The 22,557-nt window shown below is 69.4% G+C and carries 14 protein-coding genes and 1 pseudogene; 6 read left to right on the top strand and 9 right to left on the bottom strand.

Annotated features, from left to right (window positions below):
• The first annotated feature begins 13 nt into the window (after window positions 1-13).
• The gene (locus B1H19_RS33020) at window positions 14-493 is read left to right on the top strand and encodes a hypothetical protein (protein ID WP_083108557.1); all 480 of its coding nucleotides are present in this window, start codon (window positions 14-16) and stop codon (window positions 491-493) included.
• Window positions 494-1,098: 605 nt separating this feature from the next.
• Here B1H19_RS33020 and B1H19_RS33010 read toward each other — a convergent pair.
• Window positions 1,099-2,343, bottom strand: a complete 1,245-nt coding sequence (locus B1H19_RS33010) for a PucR-like N-terminal domain-containing protein (protein WP_083108556.1) — start codon at window positions 2,341-2,343, stop codon at window positions 1,099-1,101.
• A gap of 581 nt (window positions 2,344-2,924) precedes the next feature.
• Between B1H19_RS33010 and B1H19_RS33005 the strand changes: the two genes are divergently transcribed.
• The gene (locus B1H19_RS33005) at window positions 2,925-4,238 is read left to right on the top strand and encodes an ABC transporter substrate-binding protein (RefSeq protein ID WP_083110019.1); all 1,314 of its coding nucleotides are present in this window, start codon (window positions 2,925-2,927) and stop codon (window positions 4,236-4,238) included.
• A 110-nt stretch (window positions 4,239-4,348) separates the two neighbouring features.
• Here the strand turns inward: B1H19_RS33005 and B1H19_RS33000 are convergent, their stop codons facing one another.
• Entirely contained in the window at window positions 4,349-5,605 is a 1,257-nt protein-coding gene (locus B1H19_RS33000) for a GntR family transcriptional regulator (RefSeq protein ID WP_159028197.1), read from the bottom strand.
• A gap of 251 nt (window positions 5,606-5,856) precedes the next feature.
• On the opposite strand from B1H19_RS33000, the gene putP reads away from it, so the two are divergent.
• Window positions 5,857-7,458: a sodium/proline symporter PutP gene (putP, locus tag B1H19_RS32995; protein ID WP_083108554.1), complete on the top strand. Its 1,602-nt coding sequence runs from the start codon at window positions 5,857-5,859 to the stop codon at window positions 7,456-7,458.
• A 439-nt stretch (window positions 7,459-7,897) separates the two neighbouring features.
• Here putP and B1H19_RS32990 read toward each other — a convergent pair whose 3' ends face one another.
• Entirely contained in the window at window positions 7,898-9,367 is a 1,470-nt protein-coding gene (locus B1H19_RS32990) for a glycoside hydrolase family protein (RefSeq protein WP_159028196.1), read from the bottom strand.
• Window positions 9,368-9,618: 251 nt separating this feature from the next.
• On the bottom strand, window positions 9,619-9,954 hold the full coding sequence (locus B1H19_RS32985) for a hypothetical protein (RefSeq protein ID WP_203237278.1): 336 nt from the start codon (window positions 9,952-9,954) through the stop codon (window positions 9,619-9,621).
• Window positions 9,955-10,472: 518 nt separating this feature from the next.
• On the opposite strand from B1H19_RS32985, the gene B1H19_RS32980 reads away from it, so the two are divergent.
• Entirely contained in the window at window positions 10,473-11,615 is a 1,143-nt protein-coding gene (locus B1H19_RS32980; RefSeq protein ID WP_083108552.1) for an AfsR/SARP family transcriptional regulator, read from the top strand.
• Window positions 11,616-11,662: 47 nt separating this feature from the next.
• Here the strand turns inward: B1H19_RS32980 and B1H19_RS32975 are convergent, their stop codons facing one another.
• Both B1H19_RS32975 and B1H19_RS32970 read right to left on the bottom strand, forming a co-directional pair.
• Window positions 11,663-13,390, bottom strand: a complete 1,728-nt coding sequence (locus B1H19_RS32975; protein WP_159028195.1) for a sigma-70 family RNA polymerase sigma factor — start codon at window positions 13,388-13,390, stop codon at window positions 11,663-11,665.
• Window positions 13,391-13,765: 375 nt separating this feature from the next.
• Window positions 13,766-14,389: a helix-turn-helix transcriptional regulator gene (locus tag B1H19_RS32970; protein ID WP_083108550.1), complete on the bottom strand. Its 624-nt coding sequence runs from the start codon at window positions 14,387-14,389 to the stop codon at window positions 13,766-13,768.
• Window positions 14,390-14,664: 275 nt separating this feature from the next.
• Here B1H19_RS32970 and B1H19_RS32965 point away from each other — a divergent pair, with 275 nt between their 5' ends.
• Window positions 14,665-15,339, top strand: a complete 675-nt coding sequence (locus B1H19_RS32965; RefSeq protein ID WP_269467071.1) for an SGNH/GDSL hydrolase family protein — start codon at window positions 14,665-14,667, stop codon at window positions 15,337-15,339.
• 118 nt (window positions 15,340-15,457) lie between these two features.
• Window positions 15,458-15,634, top strand: a complete 177-nt coding sequence (locus B1H19_RS38975; RefSeq protein WP_159028194.1) for a hypothetical protein — start codon at window positions 15,458-15,460, stop codon at window positions 15,632-15,634.
• A 985-nt stretch (window positions 15,635-16,619) separates the two neighbouring features.
• On the opposite strand, the gene B1H19_RS32955 is transcribed toward B1H19_RS38975, so the two are convergent.
• The 3 genes and pseudogenes from B1H19_RS32955 to B1H19_RS32945 all read right to left on the bottom strand — a co-directional run bounded on the left by B1H19_RS32955 (window position 16,620) and on the right by B1H19_RS32945 (window position 22,547).
• Window positions 16,620-17,081: an SUKH-3 domain-containing protein gene (locus B1H19_RS32955; protein ID WP_159028193.1), complete on the bottom strand. Its 462-nt coding sequence runs from the start codon at window positions 17,079-17,081 to the stop codon at window positions 16,620-16,622.
• A 401-nt stretch (window positions 17,082-17,482) separates the two neighbouring features.
• Window positions 17,483-19,192: pseudogene (locus B1H19_RS32950) on the bottom strand (RHS repeat-associated core domain-containing protein); the annotation flags it as partial.
• A gap of 136 nt (window positions 19,193-19,328) precedes the next feature.
• Window positions 19,329-22,547, bottom strand: coding sequence for a DEAD/DEAH box helicase (locus B1H19_RS32945; protein ID WP_335755950.1), 3,219 nt, complete (start codon window positions 22,545-22,547; stop codon window positions 19,329-19,331).
• Window positions 22,548-22,557 lie beyond the last annotated feature (10 nt).

Raw genomic sequence — 22,557 nt, 5'->3', positions numbered from 1 at the left:
GAAGGGAGAACCCGTGAATACCGAGCACTTCCTCGCATACGTCGACGGACGTCAGATCCGTTGGCGGCTGGCGCTCGAACAGTGCATCAACGAGGCCGGCACCGACCCGCGCGCCCGGCTCCTGGCAATCTTCGACGCCCTCCGCTCCTGCGCTGCGTCACAACAGGGCCTCCGCAGCTTCTCCTTCACCCATGCCATCACCGAACTGGCCGGCCCACAGGACCCGGTCCGCGCCATGGTCACCACCCACAAGGAGACACTGCGCCAGCAGATGCTCGAACTCTCCGAGGCGACCGGCACCCCCGATCCCGACCTGCTCACCGACCAGTTACTGCTGGTCTACGAGGGCGCAATCGCCAACCACGCCTTCGGCAATGTGGACAACGCCACGGACAAGGCGCACACCACGGCCCGTCAGCTCATCGCCGCCGCCAGCCCGCTGCCACTGAACACCTTCCTGGTCGACCGGGACCCGGAGTCACCTCTGCCGTAGTGGCCCGCTCACCGGACCCGGATCACCGAGGGCCACCATCCACATGACGCCCGAGAACTCCCCTACCCCCGGCCCCTGCCAGACCGTGCATCGCCACCGCTCCGGGCGCAACGCCCGGAGGGGGGTGGCTGCCGTCGCCGCCGACCCAGCCCCTCTCCATCGACGCCAAGAAAGCTGCCGCGATCACAGACGCACCGACGTGAGGACCATCCCAAGATTCTCGGGATCCGACTCCGGTACGGTGAGGATGAGTTTGCAGACCAGCAGCGCAGCTTCCCACTCGTTCTGGCCCAGCCCCGGGCAGCTCTCCCTCACCTGTAGCGGGAGGTCGCTCGCGTCCGCCGCCCAGAGCAGGTCCGGGAGCCCACGCCATAGTCGGCGAGCCGCAGGCCGAGGTTCCGTCCCCAGGTGTGATCCTCACTGCCGAGGGTGACCAGGCTGAGCCGGCAGCGCTCGCCCAGCGTCGCCTGGGCCAGTTCGGACAGCGCGTTTTCAGCCCCCAGTCGAAGCCCCTGAGGTGTGCTTGGCCTTGAGCAGGCGCTGCCCGCTTACGGGCAAACCAAAGCCCCGGCCGGGTGGGCCGGGGCCAGGGCGCTTCTGGCGGGTCAGCCCTCCTGCGGGCGCTCGCGCGGTGGGTTCGGCGGAAGGGCGGCGCGCCGGCGCAGGTCCAGCGCGCGCAGTACGACTTCGGTGGCGAATCTGCGGTCCGCATCGCCGAGTTGGTCACCGAAGGCCCGCTCCAGGATGCGCTTCCGATAGCGCACCGTCTGGGGGTGCACATGGAGGAGTTCGGCCATGTCAACAGCGTTCCCCCGAGCGGTGAACCACGCCCGCAGGGTCTCCACGAGCCGGTCGCGCTGAGTGGGGGTGAGCCCGGCCAGCGGGGCGAGCTGCCGTTGCGCGAGGTGGTCGACCAGTGTGCTCTCGGACAACAGCCAAAGTGTGATCCAGTGCTCCTCGCTGCGTACGAGCGGAGCCTGACCGATCACGCCGGCCTCGGCCAGCTCCAGCGCCCGGCGGGCCCAGCGCAGCGACTCGGCGGCGTCGGCGAGCGGCACCGTCGGCCCCACCGCCCCGCCCAGATCCATGAACGCACCGCTCAGCGAGGCGATCCGGTCGTCGTCGAGGGGCCCGGGAACGAGCAGGTGGTGCTGGACGTCGGCGAGATCGATGAGCACGTCGCCGTCGAGGGCGGGCCGCGACAGCCGGGCGCCGGTGTGCAGGGCGAGCACGGTCACCGTCTCCGGCAGCGGCCAGTCGGTGGACCGCGCCAGTTCGGCGATCTTGGCGCGCGGCGCCGACGGATCCGCGAGGAGCAGCCGCAGCAGCAGCCGGCGCCGGTCGTCGGGCTCCTCGCTGAGCTCCGACTTGGCTTCCAGATAGCCGACGCGGGAGACCTCGACCAGCTCCTCCACGTACGCCAAGAGGGAGTCGGCAAAGGTCAGCAGCACCGCCGGCGACACGTTGTAGCGGCGTCCGACCTTGCGAGCGCGGCGCAGCGCCAGCCGGGCTCCGATCCGGTAGGCGGCCTGAAGGTTGTCCAAGCTCCGCCCCTCGTACGCCTCGAACCGGCCGAACCGACGGCACAGTTCATCGCGTTGGGTGGTTGGTGAGCCGGGGCTGGCGACCCGGTCGACGAACGTCGTCACGCTCATCTCCACGCCCTTTTGGAGCACTTCCCAGTACGGGCCGTCGACCAGCTTGGCGTACTCGGGGATCGCGCGCTTCAGTTCGGCGGCGATCTCCTGGAAAAGGCTGGGCAGTTCGGGATACATGATCGCGGCGTACTTCCGGGGCATCGTCGGCCCGGGCTGTGCAGTGGCCTCGGAAGGCTGGGTGGGGATGGTCATACGTCTCCCATCGTTCGCCGGGAGGGCAGTGGACGCCGCGGCCCGGAACGGGGTTGAGCGGTTCGCCAAGGCCGCTTGAATCATCGGCCGGCGGGGAGCCGTTGGTAACGGATACAAGGGCAGTCATTGAGGCAGCTTCACGTGAACGCTGGGGCAGGCGTACGGGCTACCCGCGCATCCTCGATGTCTTCACAGCTGTCTTCACAGCTGTCTTCAAAGAGGCGACCGGCCTGCCGGTGCCCGATCGTCCGACGGAGCCGCCCAAACGGCCGCCCGCACGGCCGTTTCCGGCAGAGCTCGCCAGGTCCACGCTGTAGGCACGCGCCTCAGGGGCGGCCTAGGGGGGACGCCCGGCCGGGTCTGAGGTCCCGCCCCGAGCCCCGTGGCTCTTCAGAGGGGCGGTTGGGTCTGCCCGTTGGCGAAGGGGTGAGCGGGCAGACCTTCTCAAGGCCGCCCCGGTCCTCTTCCTCCCCCGTAGACCGGAAGGGGATCGGGGCCGCCGCCACCAGGTGGGCCAGACAGAGGAGCCGATCAGGTTGACCCGAACTGCTCACAGAGAACTCCGGTTTCGCACTGCGGTGGTGGCAATAGCTGCCGGCACGCTGCTTGCGGGGTGTGCCGGCGCCGACGGTTCGTCCGACCACGTCATCAACGTGCTGATGGTCAACAATCCGCAGATGCTGGAGGTGCAGAAGCTCACCGCGGAGCATTTCACCAAAGAGACCGGCATCAAGGTCAAATTCACCGTGCTGTCGGAGAACGAGGTCCGAGAGAAGGCCCGCCTGCATTTCTCCAGTCCGGCCGGGATGTACGACGTCGCCACCATCAGCAATTACGAGGTGCCGTTCTACGCCAAGAACCATTGGCTGCTGCCGCTGAACGGGCGCGCGTCGAAGGACACGGCGTTCGATCAGGCCGACATTCTCGCGCCGCTGCGGGATTCGCTGACCGCGGACGACGGCAAGCTCTACGCCGAACCGTTCTACGGCGAGTCGTCCTTCCTGATGTATCGCAAGGACGTCTTCGCAGCCAAAGGGCTGACCATGCCAGCCCATCCCACATGGCGGCAGGTCGCTGATCTGGCAGCCAAGGCGGATGGCGCGCAGCCCGGCATGAAGGGCATCTGCCTGCGTGGCCAGCCGGGTTGGGGCGAGCTGATCGCTCCGCTCACCACCGTCGTCAACACCTTCGGCGGAACGTGGTTCACCAAGGACTGGCAGGCACAACTCACCTCGCCCGCCTTTGAATCCGCCACCGAATTCTACGTCGACCTGGTCCGGAAGCACGGCCAGGAGGGCAACGCCGCCGAGTCCGGGTACGCCGAGTGCCTCGACAACTTCACCCGTGGCGGGACCGCCATGTGGTACGACTCCACGGCCGCGGCAGGCTCCTTGGAGGCCACGGGCTCGCCGGTGAAGGGCAAGATCGGCTACGTACCCGCCCCGGTCGAGAAGACCAACAGCTCAGGATGGCTCTACACCTGGGCCTGGGGCGTGCGGAAGACATCCGAACGGTCCGATGATGCCTGGAGGTTCCTCTCCTGGGCCTCGAGCAAGCAATACCGGCAACTCGTAGGACGGACCAGCGGATGGGCCAACGTGCCCGCCGGCACGCGCGCCTCCACCTACGCCAACCCCGACTACCGTGCCGCGGCATCCGGGTTCGCCGATGTCACCCGCAATGCGATCACCAGCGCCGATCCCCGCAACCCCGGCCTCCAGCCACGGCCGGCGATCGGCATTCAGTTCGTCGGCATCCCGGAGTTCGCCGATCTCGGCACCAAGGTCTCGTATGAGATCAGCAACGCCATCGCCGGAGCCGAATCCGTCCGCCAGGCCCTGGACAACTCGCAGGCAATGGCCGAGGAGGTCGCCCAGGGGTACCGGAAGCGATGAGCGCTCCGCGCACCCGTGCTCGCAGCCGGGTCCGCCGTCCTGGACGAGCTCGTCCAGGACAAGGCCGTCCAGGGCAAGGTCGTCCGGCCAGGGCCTGTCACTCGGCGCCGTCACGAAGCCCGCGTGGCATTACCGCCCGTCGCCTCGGTGAGCTTCAGCAGGTCGTGGACGGCCGCCGCAAAGCACGCGGTACGCCAGAGGCGGTGCTCGGGGGCGGCCTGGGCGGCGCTCGTCGCGCCGACGGTGACGCGCGCGATCACGGAGTCAAGGTGTACCTGAGCTTCCGGGCGCTTCTGGCGCCCCTGGGGTTGGTGCCGGTCACCGTGCGCTGCCCTGCACGGCTCCGAGACCCCGGCCCGGGTCATGAGGTGGCGGGCGATGCCGACCAGCTGGGCGAAGTAGTGGTCCAGCGTGGCGGGATGCGGAGAGAGGCGGGCCTTCCACCAGGACTGGGTCACGCGGACGACTTCGCGGATACGGGTGTCGCTCAGATCCACCGGTCCGCCGAGGTCGGGGAGTTGAGCGAACGCGCGGGCGTAGACGATGGCCTTGGTCCCCGTGTGGGGGTGCCCCGTTCGCACCCTGGGCCGCTGCCCCGGGTAGCAGATCAGGGTTCCGTCGTCGATGAGGAGGCGAATCGCGGCAGAGATCGGGGGCCTGGAGCACACCAGATTGCGGGCGAGTACCGGCCTGACCGGCAGCTGCGCCCCGGGAGGATAGGCGCCCGCGGCGATCAGCTCCCGTAGCGTATCCGCGATCTGCTGCGGACGGTCGGTGGGACCGGGCCAGGTGATGCGGGCGCGGCCGGTCGCGCTCAGTTCGACCACCTTCCTCTCGGCCAGGTCGGTCAGAGCGAGTTTCACACTGCCGACGGGGAGATTCCGGTCTGCCGCGATCCTGGCCGGGCTGAGCGACGCGCCGGTCGGGTAGTGACCGTCCTCGATGGCCTCGGCGATCCGTGCCGCGACCTGAGCGACCGGCACACAGGGCGGCTCGGTATCGCGCAAGGTGCGCAGCAGGTCACGGACGCTCCATGCCAGTTCCACGAGGCCGAAGAACGAGGGGCGCCCGACCGGCTGGGCAGGCCGAGCGGCGGCCTTGATGAGCGCGTCCCACCGCTCCCGATCCGCTTTCGAGCCCGACGTGGCCCGGCGGCGTTGTCGAGCCAGCGGCAGCCACTGGTCCGCGATGCGCCACGCTGTCTCGTAGCCCCTGGCGACCGCAGCGGGCGAGATACCGCCGCCGCGGTGGCTGTCGATTCTGCCAAGACGTATGAGGTCGCTGGTGAGAGCGCGGCGCATGGTGTCCGGTGCGGGCGGACGGTCACGGCCGCCGGGTGTCTGCTCGCCGGTGTTCGTTGCCGTCATTCGGTTCTCCTGGGGGTCCTGAGGTGCCTGCGGGTTCATCGGAAGGGCCCTGGGGCATCGGAAGAGGCCATCACCCTTGCGCAGTCCGTCAGATGCTCGCGTCCGGCGCTCCCGCGGACAGCCCCCATGAGGGCGGTTCTTCGGGCAGCCGCAGTGCGCGAAAGTGTTCACCCTCGCCGACTGCCGCAGGACGGGCGCGCTCCTAGAGTCCACGGAACCGACCACGGGAAAAGGAAACTGCCGGGGAGAACATGGAACTGAAGCTGACGCAGATTGTGCCGGTCATGCTGATCTTCGGGATCTTCACGCTGGCGCTGATCGCCAGCGGCATCGCTTTCTACGAGGAGACGCGGACGTTCGCCGCCTTCGCCCTCGGCGACCGCCGGCTCAACGCGTTCACCGCCGCCCTGTCCGCTGAAGCCAGTGACATGTCGGGCTGGCTGTTTCTCGGCCTGCCCGGTGCCGTGTACGCGGCAGGGGTCGGCGCCACATGGATCGCGGTCGGACTGGTCATCGGTACCTACCTCAACTGGCGGTTTGTCGCGCCCCGTCTGCGCGCCTATACCCAGCTGGCGAACAACTCCGTGACACTCTCCGCATACCTGGAAGAACGGTTCGAGGACGACAGCAGGGTGCTGCGCACCGTCTCGGCGGCGGTCACCATCGTGTTCTCCACCATCTACGTGGCGAGCGGCCTCGCCGCGGGCGGGATGCTGGTCGGTCAACTCTTCGGCACGGGGTTCACCTTCGGGCTCACGGTCTTCGCCGCGGTGATGGTCACCTACTCCGCCCTGGGCGGCTTCCGCGCCGTGAGCACCTCGCACTCGGTACAAGGCACCCTCATGGTCCTCGCGGCATTCGCCCTTCCCGTGATCGGGATCTGGCAGCTCGGCGGCCTCGGCCCGTTGCTCAACGCGCTCACCTCCAAGGCGCCGTCGGTGCTCGACATGAGCGCACGGACAAGTTTCGCCGACGGCCAGTGGGGCGCCGGCAAACCTCTCGGTGCCGTCGCGGCGATATCCATGCTCGCCTGGGGGCTCGGCTACTTCGGGCAACCCCACATCCTGGCCCGCTTCATGGGCATCAGCAGCACACACGACATCCCCGCAGCCCGGCGCACCGGTGTGAGCTGGTTGATCATCGCCCTGACCGGTGCCGTCCTCATCGGGCTCATCGGGATCGCCCAGCTCCAGCATCCGCTCGGCAAACCGGAATTGGTGTACATCGCCCTGTCCACGCAGCTGTCCGACCCATGGATCACCGGTGTGCTGCTCGTGGCCGTACTCGCCGCGATCAAGTCCACCGCGGACAGCCAATTGCTGGTCTCGGCGACGTCCCTCGCGGACGACTTCGTCCGTGCCTTCCTCTACCGGCGGGCCTCGGACGCGGCGCTCGTGTGGATCGCCCGCGGGTCCGTGATCGGCGTCGCTCTGGTGGCTTATGCGATCGCGCTCTGCAGCGGCGACGCCGTGCTGGACATCGTCGCCTACGCCTGGGCCGGGTTCGGCTCCGCCTTCGGCCCGGTGCTCCTGCTGTCGCTCTACTGGCCGCGGATGACCAAAGCCGGGGCCCTGACCGGCATGGTGGCGGGTGCGCTCACCGTGGCGCTCTGGAAGCACATCGACCCGCTGCTCGGCCCGTTACGGACCGGTCTCTACGCGATGGTGCCGGGGGTGCTCGCCGCCACGGCCGCCGCGCTGCTCTTCGGCGCCTTCGTCGGCCACCCTCCGTTGCGTACATGGGCCGGCCCGCAACCGACGGGCGGGAGGGCGGACAAGAGCATCTTCGGCACCGCCACGGCACGTTGGCTGCCGAGGGCGGAAGGAGCTCACGGAAAGCACCGAAAGCGCTGAGAGGCCGCGTCGCGCTCCACGAACGCGGCTCTGGCGCTGGTCTTGCGACGCTGCCGGTGTCAGTGGTGGCTTTGTTCACGGCTCGCGCCCGCGCAGCAAGTCCAGCCGGCGTCTCGGTGCGGCATCCGCACCCTGCTTCATCGCTCGACTTCACCTTCTCGTTCTGGGACAGCAATCGCCCCACTCCGGCGGGAAACGCAAGGTCCACGGCCTGCTCTTCCTTCGCGCTCACCGACGACAAGGGCCGCCTGCTGTGGCATCATCCCCGCGGCCGAACTGCACGAAAGTGTGTCCGCTCCTCCATTCGCCGTTGGCCGGGCCGGGTTCCTGCGGCCGCCACCATGTGGGTCTCTCGGCCGGGCCGAGCGCATCCGAGGCCATGAATATGGGGCGGCCGGAAGACCAAAGGGTCTTCTGACCGCCCCTCCACATGACGCTGTTATCGGAGGTAAGACAGGTCCGGGCCGCGCGGGTGCGACTGCCAGCTCGCAGGGTTCACCATCGTGACCGAGGAGTGGTTGTCCAGCACCAGTTGAGGGGCGTCGACCGGCCACAGCGTGTCGTCGTCCAGCTGGAATGCCCCCGGAAGGCCCGGTGCTCCGAGCACCGTTGCGTGGTCGTGCAGCGCGGCGCCATACGGTATGGCGGTGTAGATCGACGACGGTACGTTGAGCGGGTTGCGGGTCAGATCGGTGTAGACGGCGGCGTCCTCGATCTGGAGGCGCCGGCCGTTCACCACAACGGCAGCGGGAAGCCCCTCGGCCTGAAGTCCGTAGCCCTCGTACAGCGCGGCGATCTGGCTGCCCGGCATCGACGCACAGCTCCGGCCGCTGAGCAGGTCGAGGCCGTCGTGGGTCAACTGTTGGGGCGGAGATCCGGTGCTGGAGTGGAAGACGTCGACGGGGATCCGCCCGCAGTCGTTGTTCCCTGGGGCGACGGAGTGTTTGTCCGGGCGCGACACGATGCCGGGACCTTCCGACCACTGGCCGGGGATGGCCACCTCGGCGTACGGGTGCGTCGTGAGGTCGCGGGACCCGAGGAAGGTCAACGTGGTCTGGCCCGGCGCGTCGTCGTGGGCGACGATGAACGCGCTCAGGGCGTCCGAGTACTGCCAGTCCGCCGAGAAGGCATTGGCCACCGAGAAGCCGCGCGAGTTGGCGTCGGTCTTGGCCTGCCAGCCGGAGGCGGTGACGACCTCGACATGTGACTGGAAGGTCGGATCGGGTGACCGCCAGGCGAACTGGCCGGCTCCGTTGCCGAGCGCGCCCGCACCGGTGGTGTCGGTGAACAACAGGTAGAACTCGCCGTCGAGGTAGAGCGCACTGGGCTGGCCGGCGCCGTAAGTGTTCTGGTTGTGCTGCTGATCCGCGGGCGTGATGATCGGCCGGCCGTTGTTGAGCCGGGTCCAGTGGATGCCGTCGGGGCTGGAGGCAACACCGATCGTGGTGGGCTCACCGTCGTGCCGCTCGGCACCGTAGTACAGGTAGTAAGTGCCGCCGACCCGTACGACCGACGGATCGCAGGTGTGCTGGTTGTCGAAGCTGCCGGTGCCGGTTCCCTCGAACACGATCTGGTGTGGTGCCGAAGCGTCCCGTGCATGGAACGGGCCGTTGGGGCCGGCCGACTCCGCGTACAGGATGTCATCGCCCGGAACCTTCCCTTCCGGGGTCTGACCGCACCACCACATCTTGTAGACGCCGTCCACCATGATGCTCGGGGCGTAGTCGTACGCCGAGCTCCCGACGACGGGTCCTGGGCTCGACCGGGAGGAGTCGGTGCCCAGGGTGCTCACCTGCGGACCTGCGGGTACCCTGCCGGGCGCCGCGTGGACGACTCCGGCGACGGTCAGGAACAGCACGGCCAGCACGGACGCCAGGGCTGCGAGGGTTCTTCTGGACCTTCGGTGCATACGTTCTCCTCGATGTGAGGCGTGGTGCGGCGTTATCCAAGCGTCGCTGCCGGCTTGGCCCTGCTGCTGGACGAGCCGCCGCCCAGAGGCCGGCGTTCAGTATGCGGAGTTCAACAGGCAGCCGCCCCACCCCTCTTCCTCTCTTGGAGGCGGAGGAAAGGGACGGGACGGCCTTCTCGATCCGCGCCCCTGTCGGCGGACCAGCCGTCCCCGGGGGTGTGGGACGGGGCTTCGGGGCGCCCTCAGGGCGGTCAGGCGGCCGGAGGGCGGTCAGGTGGCTTCGTGCCGGGAGGGACCAGAGGCCCGATCGTACCCTCGACAGCCACTCTCAGTGCCCGCACATCGGTGATCAGCCGGCCCTCGGCGGGACGGATCCGCCAGTGCAGCCCGGGCCCTGCAACCCGGTGCAGCGGCGGCACCACCAGGTACTGGGTCATGCCGAGCGGGCGGGTCTGTGCGACATCCCAGCCGGCGGACGCGCCTGTGGCGATGAACCAGTAGAGGGCGGACTCGCGGGGGTCCTCGACCACAGCGGCGCTGCGCCCGCCGAGGATGTCCAGGCAGCACACGCCGATGCTGCGGGGCACGCGGACAGCGTCCCAGTCGATGCCGGCTGCGAGTAGCGAGCAGTCCATCGCATGCGGCAGGGCGGGTAACGGGGAGGTCATAAGACGCACAGCGGATCGTCCTCTCGTCGACGCGGCCGTGCTGGACCGACGCCGGGTGCGGCTCGGATGCAGTCGTCCTGCCCGGTCTCCACTCCGCAGCGGTCACCGGACCGCGCCGACCGAGCGTCTCTCTGCGTCCTCATCCTCAGCCACCGGGCGGTGCCGCCACAGCGGTCGTCGGAACGGTCCATGGGGTGGCCCGGGCCGCCCGAAAGTGCGCCCGCGGGGCGGCTGTTGGCGACCGGGCCCGCTTCTACAGTCGATATTCAGGCGCTGTAGCACCGCATCACCCGGCACTGTCACAGGGTGCCGTTCACCGTGCACCCGGTGCCGATCAGCGTGCGGCAGAAAAATCTTGGAATTCTGCCGTCATAGGGCGGCACTTCGGGCCACTAATAGGCGTGGATACCAACTGTCACGCACTCCAGCCCCCAGAGATGAGTGCCGTCGCGCCAAAGCCCGCCGCGGACGGACCCGGATACCACCCGATCGGCAGGGGGGCCGATCACCACACCACCGGACCTGAGTCCACCGACGTGCCCGGGACAGACGTAGGGCTGTGGCTGCTCGGGATCGCCCTGCACCTGATCCAGGGGACCGGCGGGCCCGATGCCGATGCCGATGAACCCGACACCGAGGCCGTCCGCTCATCGGTCCGACGCCTCCTCGCCCTGCTCGACGCCGATGATCAGCCGACGGCCCGTGAACCCGGCGCCCACCCGCACCGGCACGGCAGAGGGACGACGGCCGCCCCCGCTGCCCCCGCCGCCCCGGTCCGGCGGCCCGGCCGGCGCCGACCACAGACGCCGGCCGCCACGCACCGCGCGGAGCGCACCGCCCGTGTGGCGATCTGGTGTTTCGGCGGATTCCGCATGGCCATCGGGGATCGGATCGTCGACTGGATGAAGATCCGTCCCCGCGCTCGCGCCGCGATGCGTCTGCTCGCCATGCGGGCGGGTCAGCCTGTGCACAGGGAAGCGCTGATGGAGGCGCTCTGGCCGGATGTCCGATCCTCGTCGGCCACGGGCAATCTGCATGTGGCCATCTCCAGTCTGCGGGGGCTGCTGGAACCGGACCGGGAACGCCGTCAGCCACGGCTGGTGGTCCGCACCGGCGACGCCTACCTGCTCAATCTGCCTGCCGACGCCTATCTCGACACCCTGGCGTTCCAGACCGCACTGACCCGCAGCAGGCAGGCGAGGTCGGCCGGGGACACCGACTCGGCCGTGGGGGGCCTGCGGGAGGCGCTCGCCTCGTACAGCGGTGAGCTGCTGCCCGAGGACGGCCCCGCCGAGTGGCTCCAGCACGACCGGGAGATGTACCGGCGGCAGGCGGCCAATGCCGCCGCGGATCTGGCCGCCGCGGAACTCACCACCGGCAATCCTCGGGAAGCGGTGGCCGCAGCCGAGAAGTGCCTGATCATCGATGCCTGCCACGACGCGGGGTGGCACCTGCTGATCAGGGCCCACCAGCACCTCGGCGCACCCGCCGCCGCCGAGCAGGTTCGCCGCAGGTACGCCGCGATGCTTTCCTCGCTCGGCATCGACGCCTCCGGTCCCAGCCTGTCCGGCAGCTGTTGACGGGACGGTCTGCCGTGGCGTCCTGTGTCCTCCGTACTGACAACGGCCTATGCCTGGACGACCTTGACACTGTCGATCTCCGGCCCGCACCGGCTGCTGGCATCGGTGGTGCTCGACAGGCGCAGCGTGGTCTGGTCACTCTGCGCGGTGAAGCGCACGGTCTCCTGCCGCCAGCCCATGTCGGATGCCGAACGCCCCGTGGTGTCGAAGGAGAAATCGCGTGTGGCCGGGCCGACTTGGACTCGGAGTGTCTTGACGACCGGAGCGCAGGTGACGTTGCCCGCGAGGGCGAAGCTGAGCGTGTACGGGCGGTGGGCCGTAGTGGCGAAGGTCTGGGCGATCGCACCGTTAGTGGCGGGATCGGTATCGGTCGGATCGCCGTTCATATCGATCGACTGCCGGCCATGCGCCGCCTTCAGGGCGTCCGAGCGCGTGAGATTCACGGAGTGCTCGACGACCTGCCACGGCCCGATGGTGTCACCCGCCTTGGAGAGGGTCAGGGGGGATTGCAAGGCCGGCGATTCGAGGTCTCCGTTGGCCAGCAGCGAACGAGGCGGCGACGTGGGCGAGTTGGGCGGATCCGAGGGGGTGCCGGAGGGGGTGGTCGTACCGGGTTCTGCGGGACCGGAAGTGCCTCCGGGAGTCCGCGTTGCCCGGCCGGGCCCTGGCCGGAGCGGCCGGCTGCCCGACGGGGGGTTGGTCGACGGAGCCGGTTCCGGGCCGGACGGCGTGGGCTGCGGCGACGCGGGGGTGGGTGTCGCGGCGGGCGCCCTGCCCTGCGCACGAGGGTGTGAAGGGTCTTTGGGCGAGAGGGTCAGTGCGCCGACCACGGTCGCAACGGTGAGACCTCCGACCAGCGAGAGGGTGATGACGACGGTGCCGGGAGATGAGCTCCCGACGCCTCCGCGGCGTCGTAACAGCCCGGGCTCGCCACCGTCGCCCGCGTGGTGCCCGTCGTCGGCCCCGTCCCCGTCCCGCCCCCCGGGTCCCTCCGCCTGCTGATGCGCCGATCCGTCCTCCGTCCCGTCCGGTGTAGGCCCCGCCCCCGTCTCGTCCGGTGAAGCATCGGCCAGCGAGCCGAAGTATCCGGCGAACGTCGGTCCCAGGAGCAGCGGGGCCATCATGCCGCGCAGGCTGCCGGAGACCTCGCGCAGCTCCAGCAGCAGCCGGGGACAGCGGTCACATGTGTCGAGGTGTTCTTCGACCCGGCGCCGGTCCCTCGGCCCCAGGGAGCCGCGCAGATAGGCGGCCAGTTTCCCGGCGCACTTGCGGCACTCCCGTGCCATCTCCTGCTCGGACAGGTGCGCCTGTAGATACTCCTTACGCAGCCCTTCGCGAGCGCGGCAGGCCAGTGCGGCGACTGCGCCGGCGGACAACCCCAGCCGGGGCGCCACTTGCGCAGGGCTCTCCCCCTCCACTTCGGTGTGCCACAGCACGGTCTGCCACCGCTCGGGCAGCGCGGCGAAGGCGCGCCCGATCAGCGACGCCTCCAGCTCGGCGAGCACCGGATCCTCGAAGGGGAGCAAGGGCGCATAGACCTCCACCTCCGACGTGGGCGTGGCGCGCTTCTCCCGCACCGCATCGCTGGCGGCGAGCCTCCGGACCACGGTCAGCACATACGGCCGAAAGGCCCGCTGCGGGCCGCCGCCGGCCCGGATCGCGCCAAGCACCTGGGCGAAACCCTCGGAGGCGAGGTCCTCCGCATCCGCCGGAGTGGTCGCATAGCAACCGGCCAGACGGCAGGCCGACGCGAAGTGCCGCTCATAGAGCACCACAAACGATGCATCGTCCCCGTTCCGGACACGCGCGACGAGTTCGGCGTCGGAGGGATCCGCCGATGCGCCGTGTCCATCCTCCGGCTCCCCAAGGTCCCCGGTCCCCTGCTTCGGAACCCTTGTCATGGCCGTTCCACCTCTCAACCGCACTTCCGTTCCCAACGGCATACACCGGACTCGCCCGCCTCGGCCGTCGCATCGACACCGGGCGGGCACCCTCATCGCCGAGGGCGGCGGTGTCCCCGGTCTCCCGGAGGTCTGCGCTGTCGCGCCAACCTCCTTGTGGGACAAGGAGGTTGAGAAGCACTCCGTGGTTCCCACGATGCGGGACGTCATCGCGAGCCGCCAGCGCGAGCCGTTTCCGCTGCGCCGTCATCAGATCAGGCCGTGCCGTAACGCGTAGGCGACGGCATGGCAGCGATTGCGGAGCTGGAAGCGGATCTGGACGTCGTGGAGGATCTGCTTCACGGTACGCGGCGAGTAGGCGAGCCGGAGGGCGACTTCGGCGGTGTCGAGCCCTTCGGCAACCAGCCGCAGCACCTCCGTCTCCCGCTCGCTGAGGTTGTTGAAGGTCAGCCCGCGGGGCCCCAGCACCTGACGCTGCGCGCGGCCGACCTGGCCGAGCAGCCGGCCCAGCAGATCCGGTGGTACGGCTCCTTCCCCCACAGCGGCCGAGCGGACCACGGAAACCAGCCGTTCGGGGGTGGCCTCGCCACGCCGGACCACCCCGACCACGCCCGCCTCCGCCGCGGTCACCAGCTCGGACTCGTCTATCTCCGCGGTGACCAGCACCAGCCGTGCCTCGCTCGCCTGACCGACCGATCGCAGGACCTGGAGGCTGTGTTCGCTCACTCCGGCCGTGACGACAAGGGCCACCTTCGCCTCGTCCAGGTCCGTGTCGGCGATCACCTGCACCTCTGGCCGCGGCCGGAGGGCACCGACCACCCCGACCTGCGAAATCGGGTCATCGGCGCGGATACACACCGGAATCCGGTCCATGCCTGCTCCTCATCCCGCACTTCGACGCCGCCGTTGGTGCGGCGTCCCGTGACACAAGGATCCGGAACACGCTGACCCACCACTCAACATGGACTTAACATGCGGTCGCCGTCGGTCCGCCCGTTCTTCCAGCGCGCGCAGGCATCGGCTCCACGGCGGATAACCGTGTGGAGTGCCGGTTGCGCATGCGCTTGAGCGATACGCGGACGAACTCGACGAGCGCCCGGCCCTCGGCGTCGAGGATCCGGACGTCGCACTCGAATCCGTCCGCGTTCTTGTCCAGTTCGCCGCGTGCCGGCAGCTACGACAGCGCCAGCGGCCCTTGCAAGCGCAGCGCCTACTCCTATCCGGCCCTGTGGGCCGCGGCGCACTCCCCTTCGTCCTTCTCCTTCACGGCTTGTTCGCAGGCCACGACGGGTGATGTGGTGAGCAAACAACTCGGCCCGCTCAACAGCTCCACGGGGCTGGTCAGTATCACCGTCGGCGGCAACGACGCCGGATTCGCCGACACCATGACGACGTGCGCTGTCCAGGGTGAGAGCGCCTGTCTGGCCCGCGTCGCCCGGGCCAGGAAGTACATCAACACCGCCCTGCCCCATCGGTTCGACACCGTGTACGACGCCATCAAAGGGAAGGCTCCCCACACGCGGGTAGTGGTCCTGGGCTATGCGCGCTTCTTCAAGCTCAACGGCAGCTGCTCCGTCGGCCTCTCCGAGAGGTCCCGTGCCGCAATCAACGCCGCCGCCAACGACATCAATTCCCTCACCAAGAAGCGCGCCCACGACCACGGCTTCCGCTTCGCCGACGTCAACGCCGCCTTCGCCGGCCACGAGCTCTGTTCCGGCAGGTCCTGGCTGCACAGCGTCACCTTCCCCATCGACGAGTCCTACCGCCCCACCGCCATCGGCCAGTCCCGCGGCTACCTTCCAGTCTTCAGCTCCGCTGCATGAGACGCCATCTGCATTCCGAACGTGATCGTTTGGATCGGGGCGGGTGGGCATGAACTCCGCTTGGCGACAGGAGAGATGGCCGTGATCCGTCCGTTCGTCTCGTTCGTGGAGGTGGCTGGTGCCGTCGGTGGTCGGTCTGCTGGAGGCCACGGAGAAGAAGGTCCGGGAAGAGGTGGTGCGGCTGCGGGAGGAAGCCGAGCAGGTTCCGGCCGCGCTCCAAGCGGCGGAGCGCGATCTTGAGCGGTTGGCCGGTGCGCGGGCGACGGTCGTGCAGCTGCTAAGGCCTGTCCGATGACCCGTCGGCCGGACAGACGGGGTCAGTCAGGGCTGCGGTGGCGGGATCCGTAGTGCCGCCGCGGGTCGCGGGTATCGGTGTGGAGGCGCTCGCGCCGGAGTACCAGCAGATCCTGTCAGTGCTCGCCGCGCCGGAAGCCGCCGACGGGATGCGGGTGAAGCAGATCGCGGTTCAGCTGGGCTGCCTGACGACGCCGGCCAGGCCGCTTCGCCCACGAGTACGCACTCGCCAACAAGATCACCCATCCCCGCACCATCCTGTTTCGCGAGCGGGACCTCGTACCCCAGCTCGACCAGTGGATCTCCCGGCAGTTCACCCCCGGCCGGAAAGCAGCCACGATTGAGCGGATGTTCCAGTCCCAGCTCGTACGCCCAGATGCGCACCCGCAAGCCCACCGTGCTCCCCCGCGCACGAATCGCGGAGCTTGTCGATGCGGCGGGCGACACGGCCGATGTCCTCCGGACCGCGGCCGGCGGGAAGAAGAACCGGCTGTACCGGGCCCTCGGGCTGCGTATGACATACCAGTACGCACAACGCATCGTGCGGGTCGGGAGTACTCCCGACCCGCACGATGTTGGTGAATGGTTCGTGTCCGAGGGGGGACTTGAACCATACGCACATGCCGGTGATGCAGGGTGAGCTGCGGCTGACGTAGCCCTGTAGCCCTGGGCGGCCGGAAAGCTACGGTCACCGGCTGGTGCTCGACGCCGTGCGCTACGTCTTCGACGCGCGGGAAGCAGCCTTCCCGGCCCTGGCCGACGGGACGTCCGCCGCGGCCGCGTGAACCTCAGCACTCCACCGCCGACTCTTGGCCGACATCCTCTCCATCGGCGGCCCGTACCCCCTGGTCATCACCAGATACGTCGTCCATCTCAAAGCTGGGCCCAGCGATGAGCGAGCGAGCTTGACGAGCAGCTGGTCCGGGAGACCGGCGATGACGAAAACTGACCCGGTGCCCGTTGCTCTGCCGGGGACGGCATGTGACTCAGAAAAAGGTTTTGTCCCAGCTGTCCGTTCCGATGGCGCGGATGGCGTTCTCGAAGCCGTTGGCGATCCGCTGGATCCCGGCGTCGCCGGAGATGAAGACGTCATCGTTCTCGGCCAGCAGCACAACGTCTTCGGTGTCCCAGGCTGTACCGATCAGCACGAGGGGCTGGCCGATGCGCTTCGCGTCGATGCGAACATTCCTGGGGAGAGCGTGCGTAGCTTCCAGGGTTCGCTCTACCGAAGTCGTGAGCTCTACCTCGTGCTGCCGCCACATCCAGATCACGGTGAGTTCCCCATAGTCGGCCAGGAAGTCCCGCAGGCGAGAGGTGACTTCGTAACCTTCTCCGGTGTATCGGCGACAGACGTCCTCGACGTCCAACGGACCGGTCTCAATGCGCGCCTCTCCCGCAACGGCAGCTCGCAGCCGCTGAACCGCTGGACGGTCAGGGGTGTTGTTCATCCTGTCAGGACCTCTCCTCCGAAGCCGGGCACCCATGTCTTGCAGTTGTCACACATGGGGAATTTCTTGCCCTTTAGGTTGATGGTCACCAGGTCGATGTTCTTCGGGTCTGCGCCGTCCTTGATCGCATTGGTGAACATCCGTGGTTCACCGCAGACGTTCGCCGGGCGGCCATCTTTGTGGTGCGACTCCTCGGGCATCGCGTCAATCACGGCCTGCTCATGCCCAGTGCCCGGGCCACTCTCCCCGTAATAGACCTTACCGGTGGTCCGGTCCTTGCCCGCAGCGTAGGCGCCGGGCGGCTTCTGATCCTCACCGAGCCCATCATGGACTTGTTGCTTCCGCTGCCTCGCCAGGTCCATCAGCTCCTTCTTGAGCGGATTCACCTGGTTTTGCGCCATGAGGCCGAGGGGGTCGCACCAGGTGTGCGGGTTGTGGACGTAGGCGTCGGGGTTGGGCGCGGGGCTCAGGCCGAGCGGGTCGGGGCTGGTGTACCGGGCGGTTTGGGGGTCGTAGTAGCGGTTGAGGTTGTAGTGGAGGCCCGTTTCGGGGTCGAAGTACTGGCCGGGGAAGCGCAGCGGCGTCTGGGTGGTGTTGCCGGTGGCCCAGGTGGTATCGCCCCAGAGGGTCGTCGTGGCCCGCCAGGCAATGGTTTCGGTGGCCGTGTCGACGAGTTCGGTCGGGGTGCCGACGAGGTCGGTGACGATCGCGAAGAAGCGGCGGTCGATCTGGTCCTGCGGGGTGTCGGCCGTCGCAGGGGTCGTGATGGTCTCGGTCTGGGCGAGCGGGTGCAGGCCCCGGTGGTCCCAGCTCATGGTGTAGGGCCCGGGAAGGTACGGGGCGTGGGTGGTCTGCTCGGCGAGCCGTGAGCCGTCCCAGGTGAAGTCGGTCCGCTCCTCGACGGTGACACCGTCCCCAGCCAGGCGGTGCTTGGCGATCCGGCGGCCGAAGGGGTCGTAGAGGTAGCGCCAGCGTGTGCCGTCGGGCGTGATGACGTGGGTGAGGCGGCCCTCGGCGTCCCAGGCGCTGGCCAGAGTGAGACGCTCGCCGAGGGTGCGCTCGTTTTCGCGCCCGGCCGCGTCGTAGGCGAAGTCGAGCCTGCCGCCGGGGGTGGCGAGGGACGTGCGGCGACCGGCCCGGTCGTAGGTCCAGGCGCTGGTGTGACCGCTGGGGGTGGTGCGGCTGGTGCTCCGGCCGAGGGCGTCGACGGTGTGGGTGAGGGTGAGTCCGTTGACGGTCTCGCTGATCAGGTTGCCGAGAGCGTCGACGGTGCGGAGCACATCGGCGTCCGGGCTGGTGGCCCGGATCTGGTGCCCAGCGCTGTCGTAGGCGTAGCTCGTGATCGCCCCGTCCGCGTTCTTCGCCACGAGCTGACCGAGTACGTCGTAGGAGTACTGGATCCGCTGTCCCAGAGGGTTGGTACGTGAGACGACCTGGCCGGCGGCGTCCAGTTGGTAGCCGACGGTCCGGCCGTTGAAGTCGCTCTCCGATATGAGCTGGCCGGCGGGGTCGTACGTGTAGTTCCAGGTCTGTCCCAGGGCGTTGGTGACTGCCACGAGCTGCATATGAGCGTCGTGGCTGAAGGTGAGACGGGTGCCGTCCGGGTCGGTACGGGCAGCGAGGGTCGCGAAGGGTGCGTACTCGAAGGTGGTGGTCTGGCCGAGACGGTCGGTGTGCGTGAGCGGATTGCCCTCGGCGTCGTACGTCCAGGTCTCGACGGTTCCGTCGGGCGCCGCGTACGACGTCAGCTTGCCCTCGATGGTCCAGGTCAGCCGGGTGATGTCGCCCAGCTGGTCGGTAATCGCGACAACCCGGCCGAAGGCGTCGCGCTCGTACCTGCTGGTGGCTCCGGCCCGGTCGGTGACCTCGACAGGCAGGCCGGCGGCGTTGCACCGGATACGCGTGGAGTGGCCGAGTGCGTCGGTCACAAAGGCCAGGTGACCGGACTCGTCGTAGCCGTAGCGGGTGGTGGCCCCGGTGGGGTCGGTGAGCGAAGTGCGGCGGCCCGCCTCGTCGTAGGTCTGCTGCCAGGTCAGCCCGCCGGGCCTGGCGATCAGCGTGGGCAGGCTCGAATCACCGAAGTAGGCCGTCGTGGCCTGCTCGCCGTCCGGACGCGCACGATCAGCCGACTTGCACCGGACATGGCTACCGAGCCCTGCCCGTGCGAGCCTACTGCGACGCCACGACGCGCAGTGGCCGGCTTCGGCGGGGTCGGTGACAGCGGGTCAGTGAGCAACACACGACTTTTCAGGATTCCCCTACGGCCCCGACCCCGTTGTAGGCCGCGAGCCAGCCGGCGGCGAAGTGGTCGCCGCGGGTGAAGACCGCTGCTCCCCGTCGGCCCGTCGAGGGATCGTCGGGATCCGCGCGCGGGTGCTCCAGGCGGGCCGACGAGCCGTCCGCCGTGTACCGGACCGTCGTCGCGCCGTCCCACAGGCAGATCACCGCACCGTGCGGGGCCTCGACGCGCACGGAGCCGGAGTGCGGGGTGAATGCGGCGCCGGTGGCTCGCTGTTTCAGCAGTGCCCGGTAGCGCTCCGGTGAGAGCGCGCTGTCGCGCGGTGGGGCGGTGCCCGTCCAGTCCGGGGCGCCGACGGCTCGGTCCCGTGCCGCACGCCACATGCGCGGGACGAGGCGAGTGGCGAGCTGCGGCGTGGACATCCGCCCGCACATCCACAGCAGCCGACCGGCGCCGCGGCCGGGCCCGAGGACGCGCCAGCGGATGCGCTCGGAAAGGTCCGCGGCCACGACGGCCGCCCAGGGGTGGACGGCGCCCAGTTCGCCCTGGGCTCCCAGCCAGGCCAGGTAGCGCTGGGCCTCGTCCAGGATGCCGGTCAGGCTGTCGGACGGGATGCCGAGCACGTATCCGCCGCGTGCGGCGAACAGCTGTGGGCTCCTGGCGACCAGCAGCAGTACCGCGTGGGCCAGTTCGCCCGGCAGCAGGCCCTCGTCCTTGTCCGGGAGGCTCTGGTCGTGCCCCAGGCGCTCCGCGCGGCCCTGATGGTGCAGCACCCGCCGCAGCGTGGCGCGCGCTCGGTCGCTGAAGGCCGCTTCCGCCAGTTCGGGAAGCTGGATGCTCAGCAGCTCGGTCAGGAGAGCCTCGGCACGGTCGGGGTCCTCGGGCACCTGCACCCTGCGCACGCTTTCGGACAGCTCGTGCGCGAGCTCGGCGTCGACCATGAAGCGGCTGGTCAGCATGCCCAGTTCGGTGGCCTCCAGGAATTCCGCGCCTTGGGGGCCGGGGGCAATGCGCAGGAACCCCGCTTCCGCCAGGTAGAGCGCTGCGTCATGGAGCGGCTCGACACTGTCGTGCCCCTGGTGGAAGGCGAACGTGTCGGTCCACCAGTCCTCGGCCTCCTTCATCGAGCCCACGCGGCCCTGTACCACCTCGGCGAGGAGGTGGTTGGGCAGCCGGTCACCGATGCGGGAGCGCACGGTGTAGCCGGCGGTCAGCCGGGCCTGCCACTCCGGGCGCTCCGTCTCGTCCGCCAGCAGGAAGGCCCAGCCCTCCCGTTCTCCCGCGCCGACCCGCCCGGCCCGGCCGAACATCTGCTGCACCATGGACACTTCGATCCGGTTCCGGCCCAGCCGGGCGTCGCGCACGACGACGGCGCGGGCGGGGAGGTTTACTCCGGCGGCCACTGTGGAGGTCGCGACGAGGACGTCGATCTCGCGGGCCCGAAAGGCGCGTTCGGCCTCGCGTTTGAACGGCCAGTCGCGGTAGTGCAGCCCCACGCCGGCGCTGGTGCACAGCCGCTCGACGAGTTCCGTGTCGTCCGCGTCGACACCACGCGTCGGCACGCCCCGGTCCGCGGCGAGGGCGAGTGCCGTCGCGCGCACCCCGCGCTTGCTGCTGCAGAAGACGAGCACACTGCCGTCCTCGTCGGTGAAGGCCCGGGCCAGTTGCACGGCCGCGTCCGTGCGGGCGGTGACGGCCTGCATGGACCGCTCGCCGTCGCGCGGCGCGGGGAGCATGGGGATCTGCCAGGTCAGCCGGGTGGGCCGCCACGAGGTCCCGATCAGCCGGGCTCCCAGCCATGCGGCGACCTGGTCGGCGTTGGCCACGGTCGCCGAGAGCCCGACGATGCGGGTCTGGGCGCTGTCCTCGCGCACCCGCGTGAGAACGGCTTCCAACACGGCGCCGCGCCCCGGGTCGCCGAGCAGGTGGATCTCATCGACGACCAGACAGCCGACCTCGGCGAGGGCGCCGCCGAGCGATCCGTTCCGGCAGATCGCCTCGAACTTCTCGGTGGTGGCGACCCAGATGTCGGCCTCGCGGATGAGTTGGGTGTCGACGGCGTACTCGCCCGTGAGCCGGACGACCTCCAGCCCGTGCCGCCGCCAGTTCTCCAGTTCTCGGTCGAGTTCGTCGGTCAGCGACCGCTGGGGGACGAGCCAGGCCGCCTTGCGGCCGCGGGCGTGCGCCCGCAGTGCGGCGACCATGCCGATCGGCGTCTTGCCCGCTCCGGTCGGGGCGACGACGATCAGGTGGTCGTCGCAGTCCATCACCACCGGAACGGCTTCGGCCTGGGCGGGGTTGAAGGTGGGATACGGCAGTAGGCGAGTCCAGTCTTCGGGAACGAGGTCGGCCACTGGTATGTACGGGACGGCATCGGCGGCCGGAAGGTCCTCCAGGGCGTCCCACTGGGCCTCGAACGCGTCCCGTGCCGCATGGGCCCCGGGGCCGGCGACGGGTGTGGGCGGCATCGGGGAACCGTTGGCGGGGAACGCGCGGACCGGGTGAGCCACCAGTGCCGTGGCGGTGCCGAAGTCGGATACGGTGCCGACCTGTTCGCCCTCGGTCCAGTGCCGGGCGCTGCGGAAGGGTATGCCGTGGGCTGCCAGGTGCGCGCGCAGGTCGTCGAAGGCAGGGCCCTCGGGGAGGATGACGCGGACGTCGTCGGCCGCCGACACCGCCCCCTCGGGCGGCCGCCAAGCCGGGTCGGTCACCTTGCACCACATCAGGCGACGCTGCTCGCGCTCCCTGGGCACCGGGAGGTCCGCGGGCCAGGCCGGTCCTGTGGAAGCGGCGATGACCCTGAGAGGGGTGACGGGGGTAATGGTGACACCGGGCTCCACGGGACAGGGGCCCAGGAGCGCCTCCTCGACGCTGGCGACGAGCGCCGGTCCGGTCACCTTGAGCCGCGGGGCCGCGGTCTTCTTCGCTGTGGGTCGCGGCCACAGCTTGTCGTAGGTCTTCACTCCGAGGTCCGCGAGCGTGTACGCCGCGGGGCAGACCGGGCAGACGACGGCCACGTAGCGGTAGACCCGCCCGCCCGATTCGTACGGTCTGCGGAGCGCGTACATACGCCCGTCGCACTCCGGGCAGGTGCGGGGCACCTCCTCCTCGTAGCTCCACCCCGGTTCGGTGAAGCGGTCGATGAGCCCGGTGCCCTGCAACGCGACGCCCCAGCGTTCCTGCACGACTTCCACGACCGTCTGGCCGAACTCGGCCGTATCCCCCACGAGTTTCCCC

This window comes from Streptomyces gilvosporeus (assembly GCF_002082195.1).
Taxonomy (GTDB): Bacteria; Actinomycetota; Actinomycetes; order Streptomycetales; family Streptomycetaceae; genus Streptomyces; species Streptomyces gilvosporeus.
Note: the sequence above shows the minus strand (reverse complement) of the source record. Positions and strands in the feature narration are given on the sequence as shown.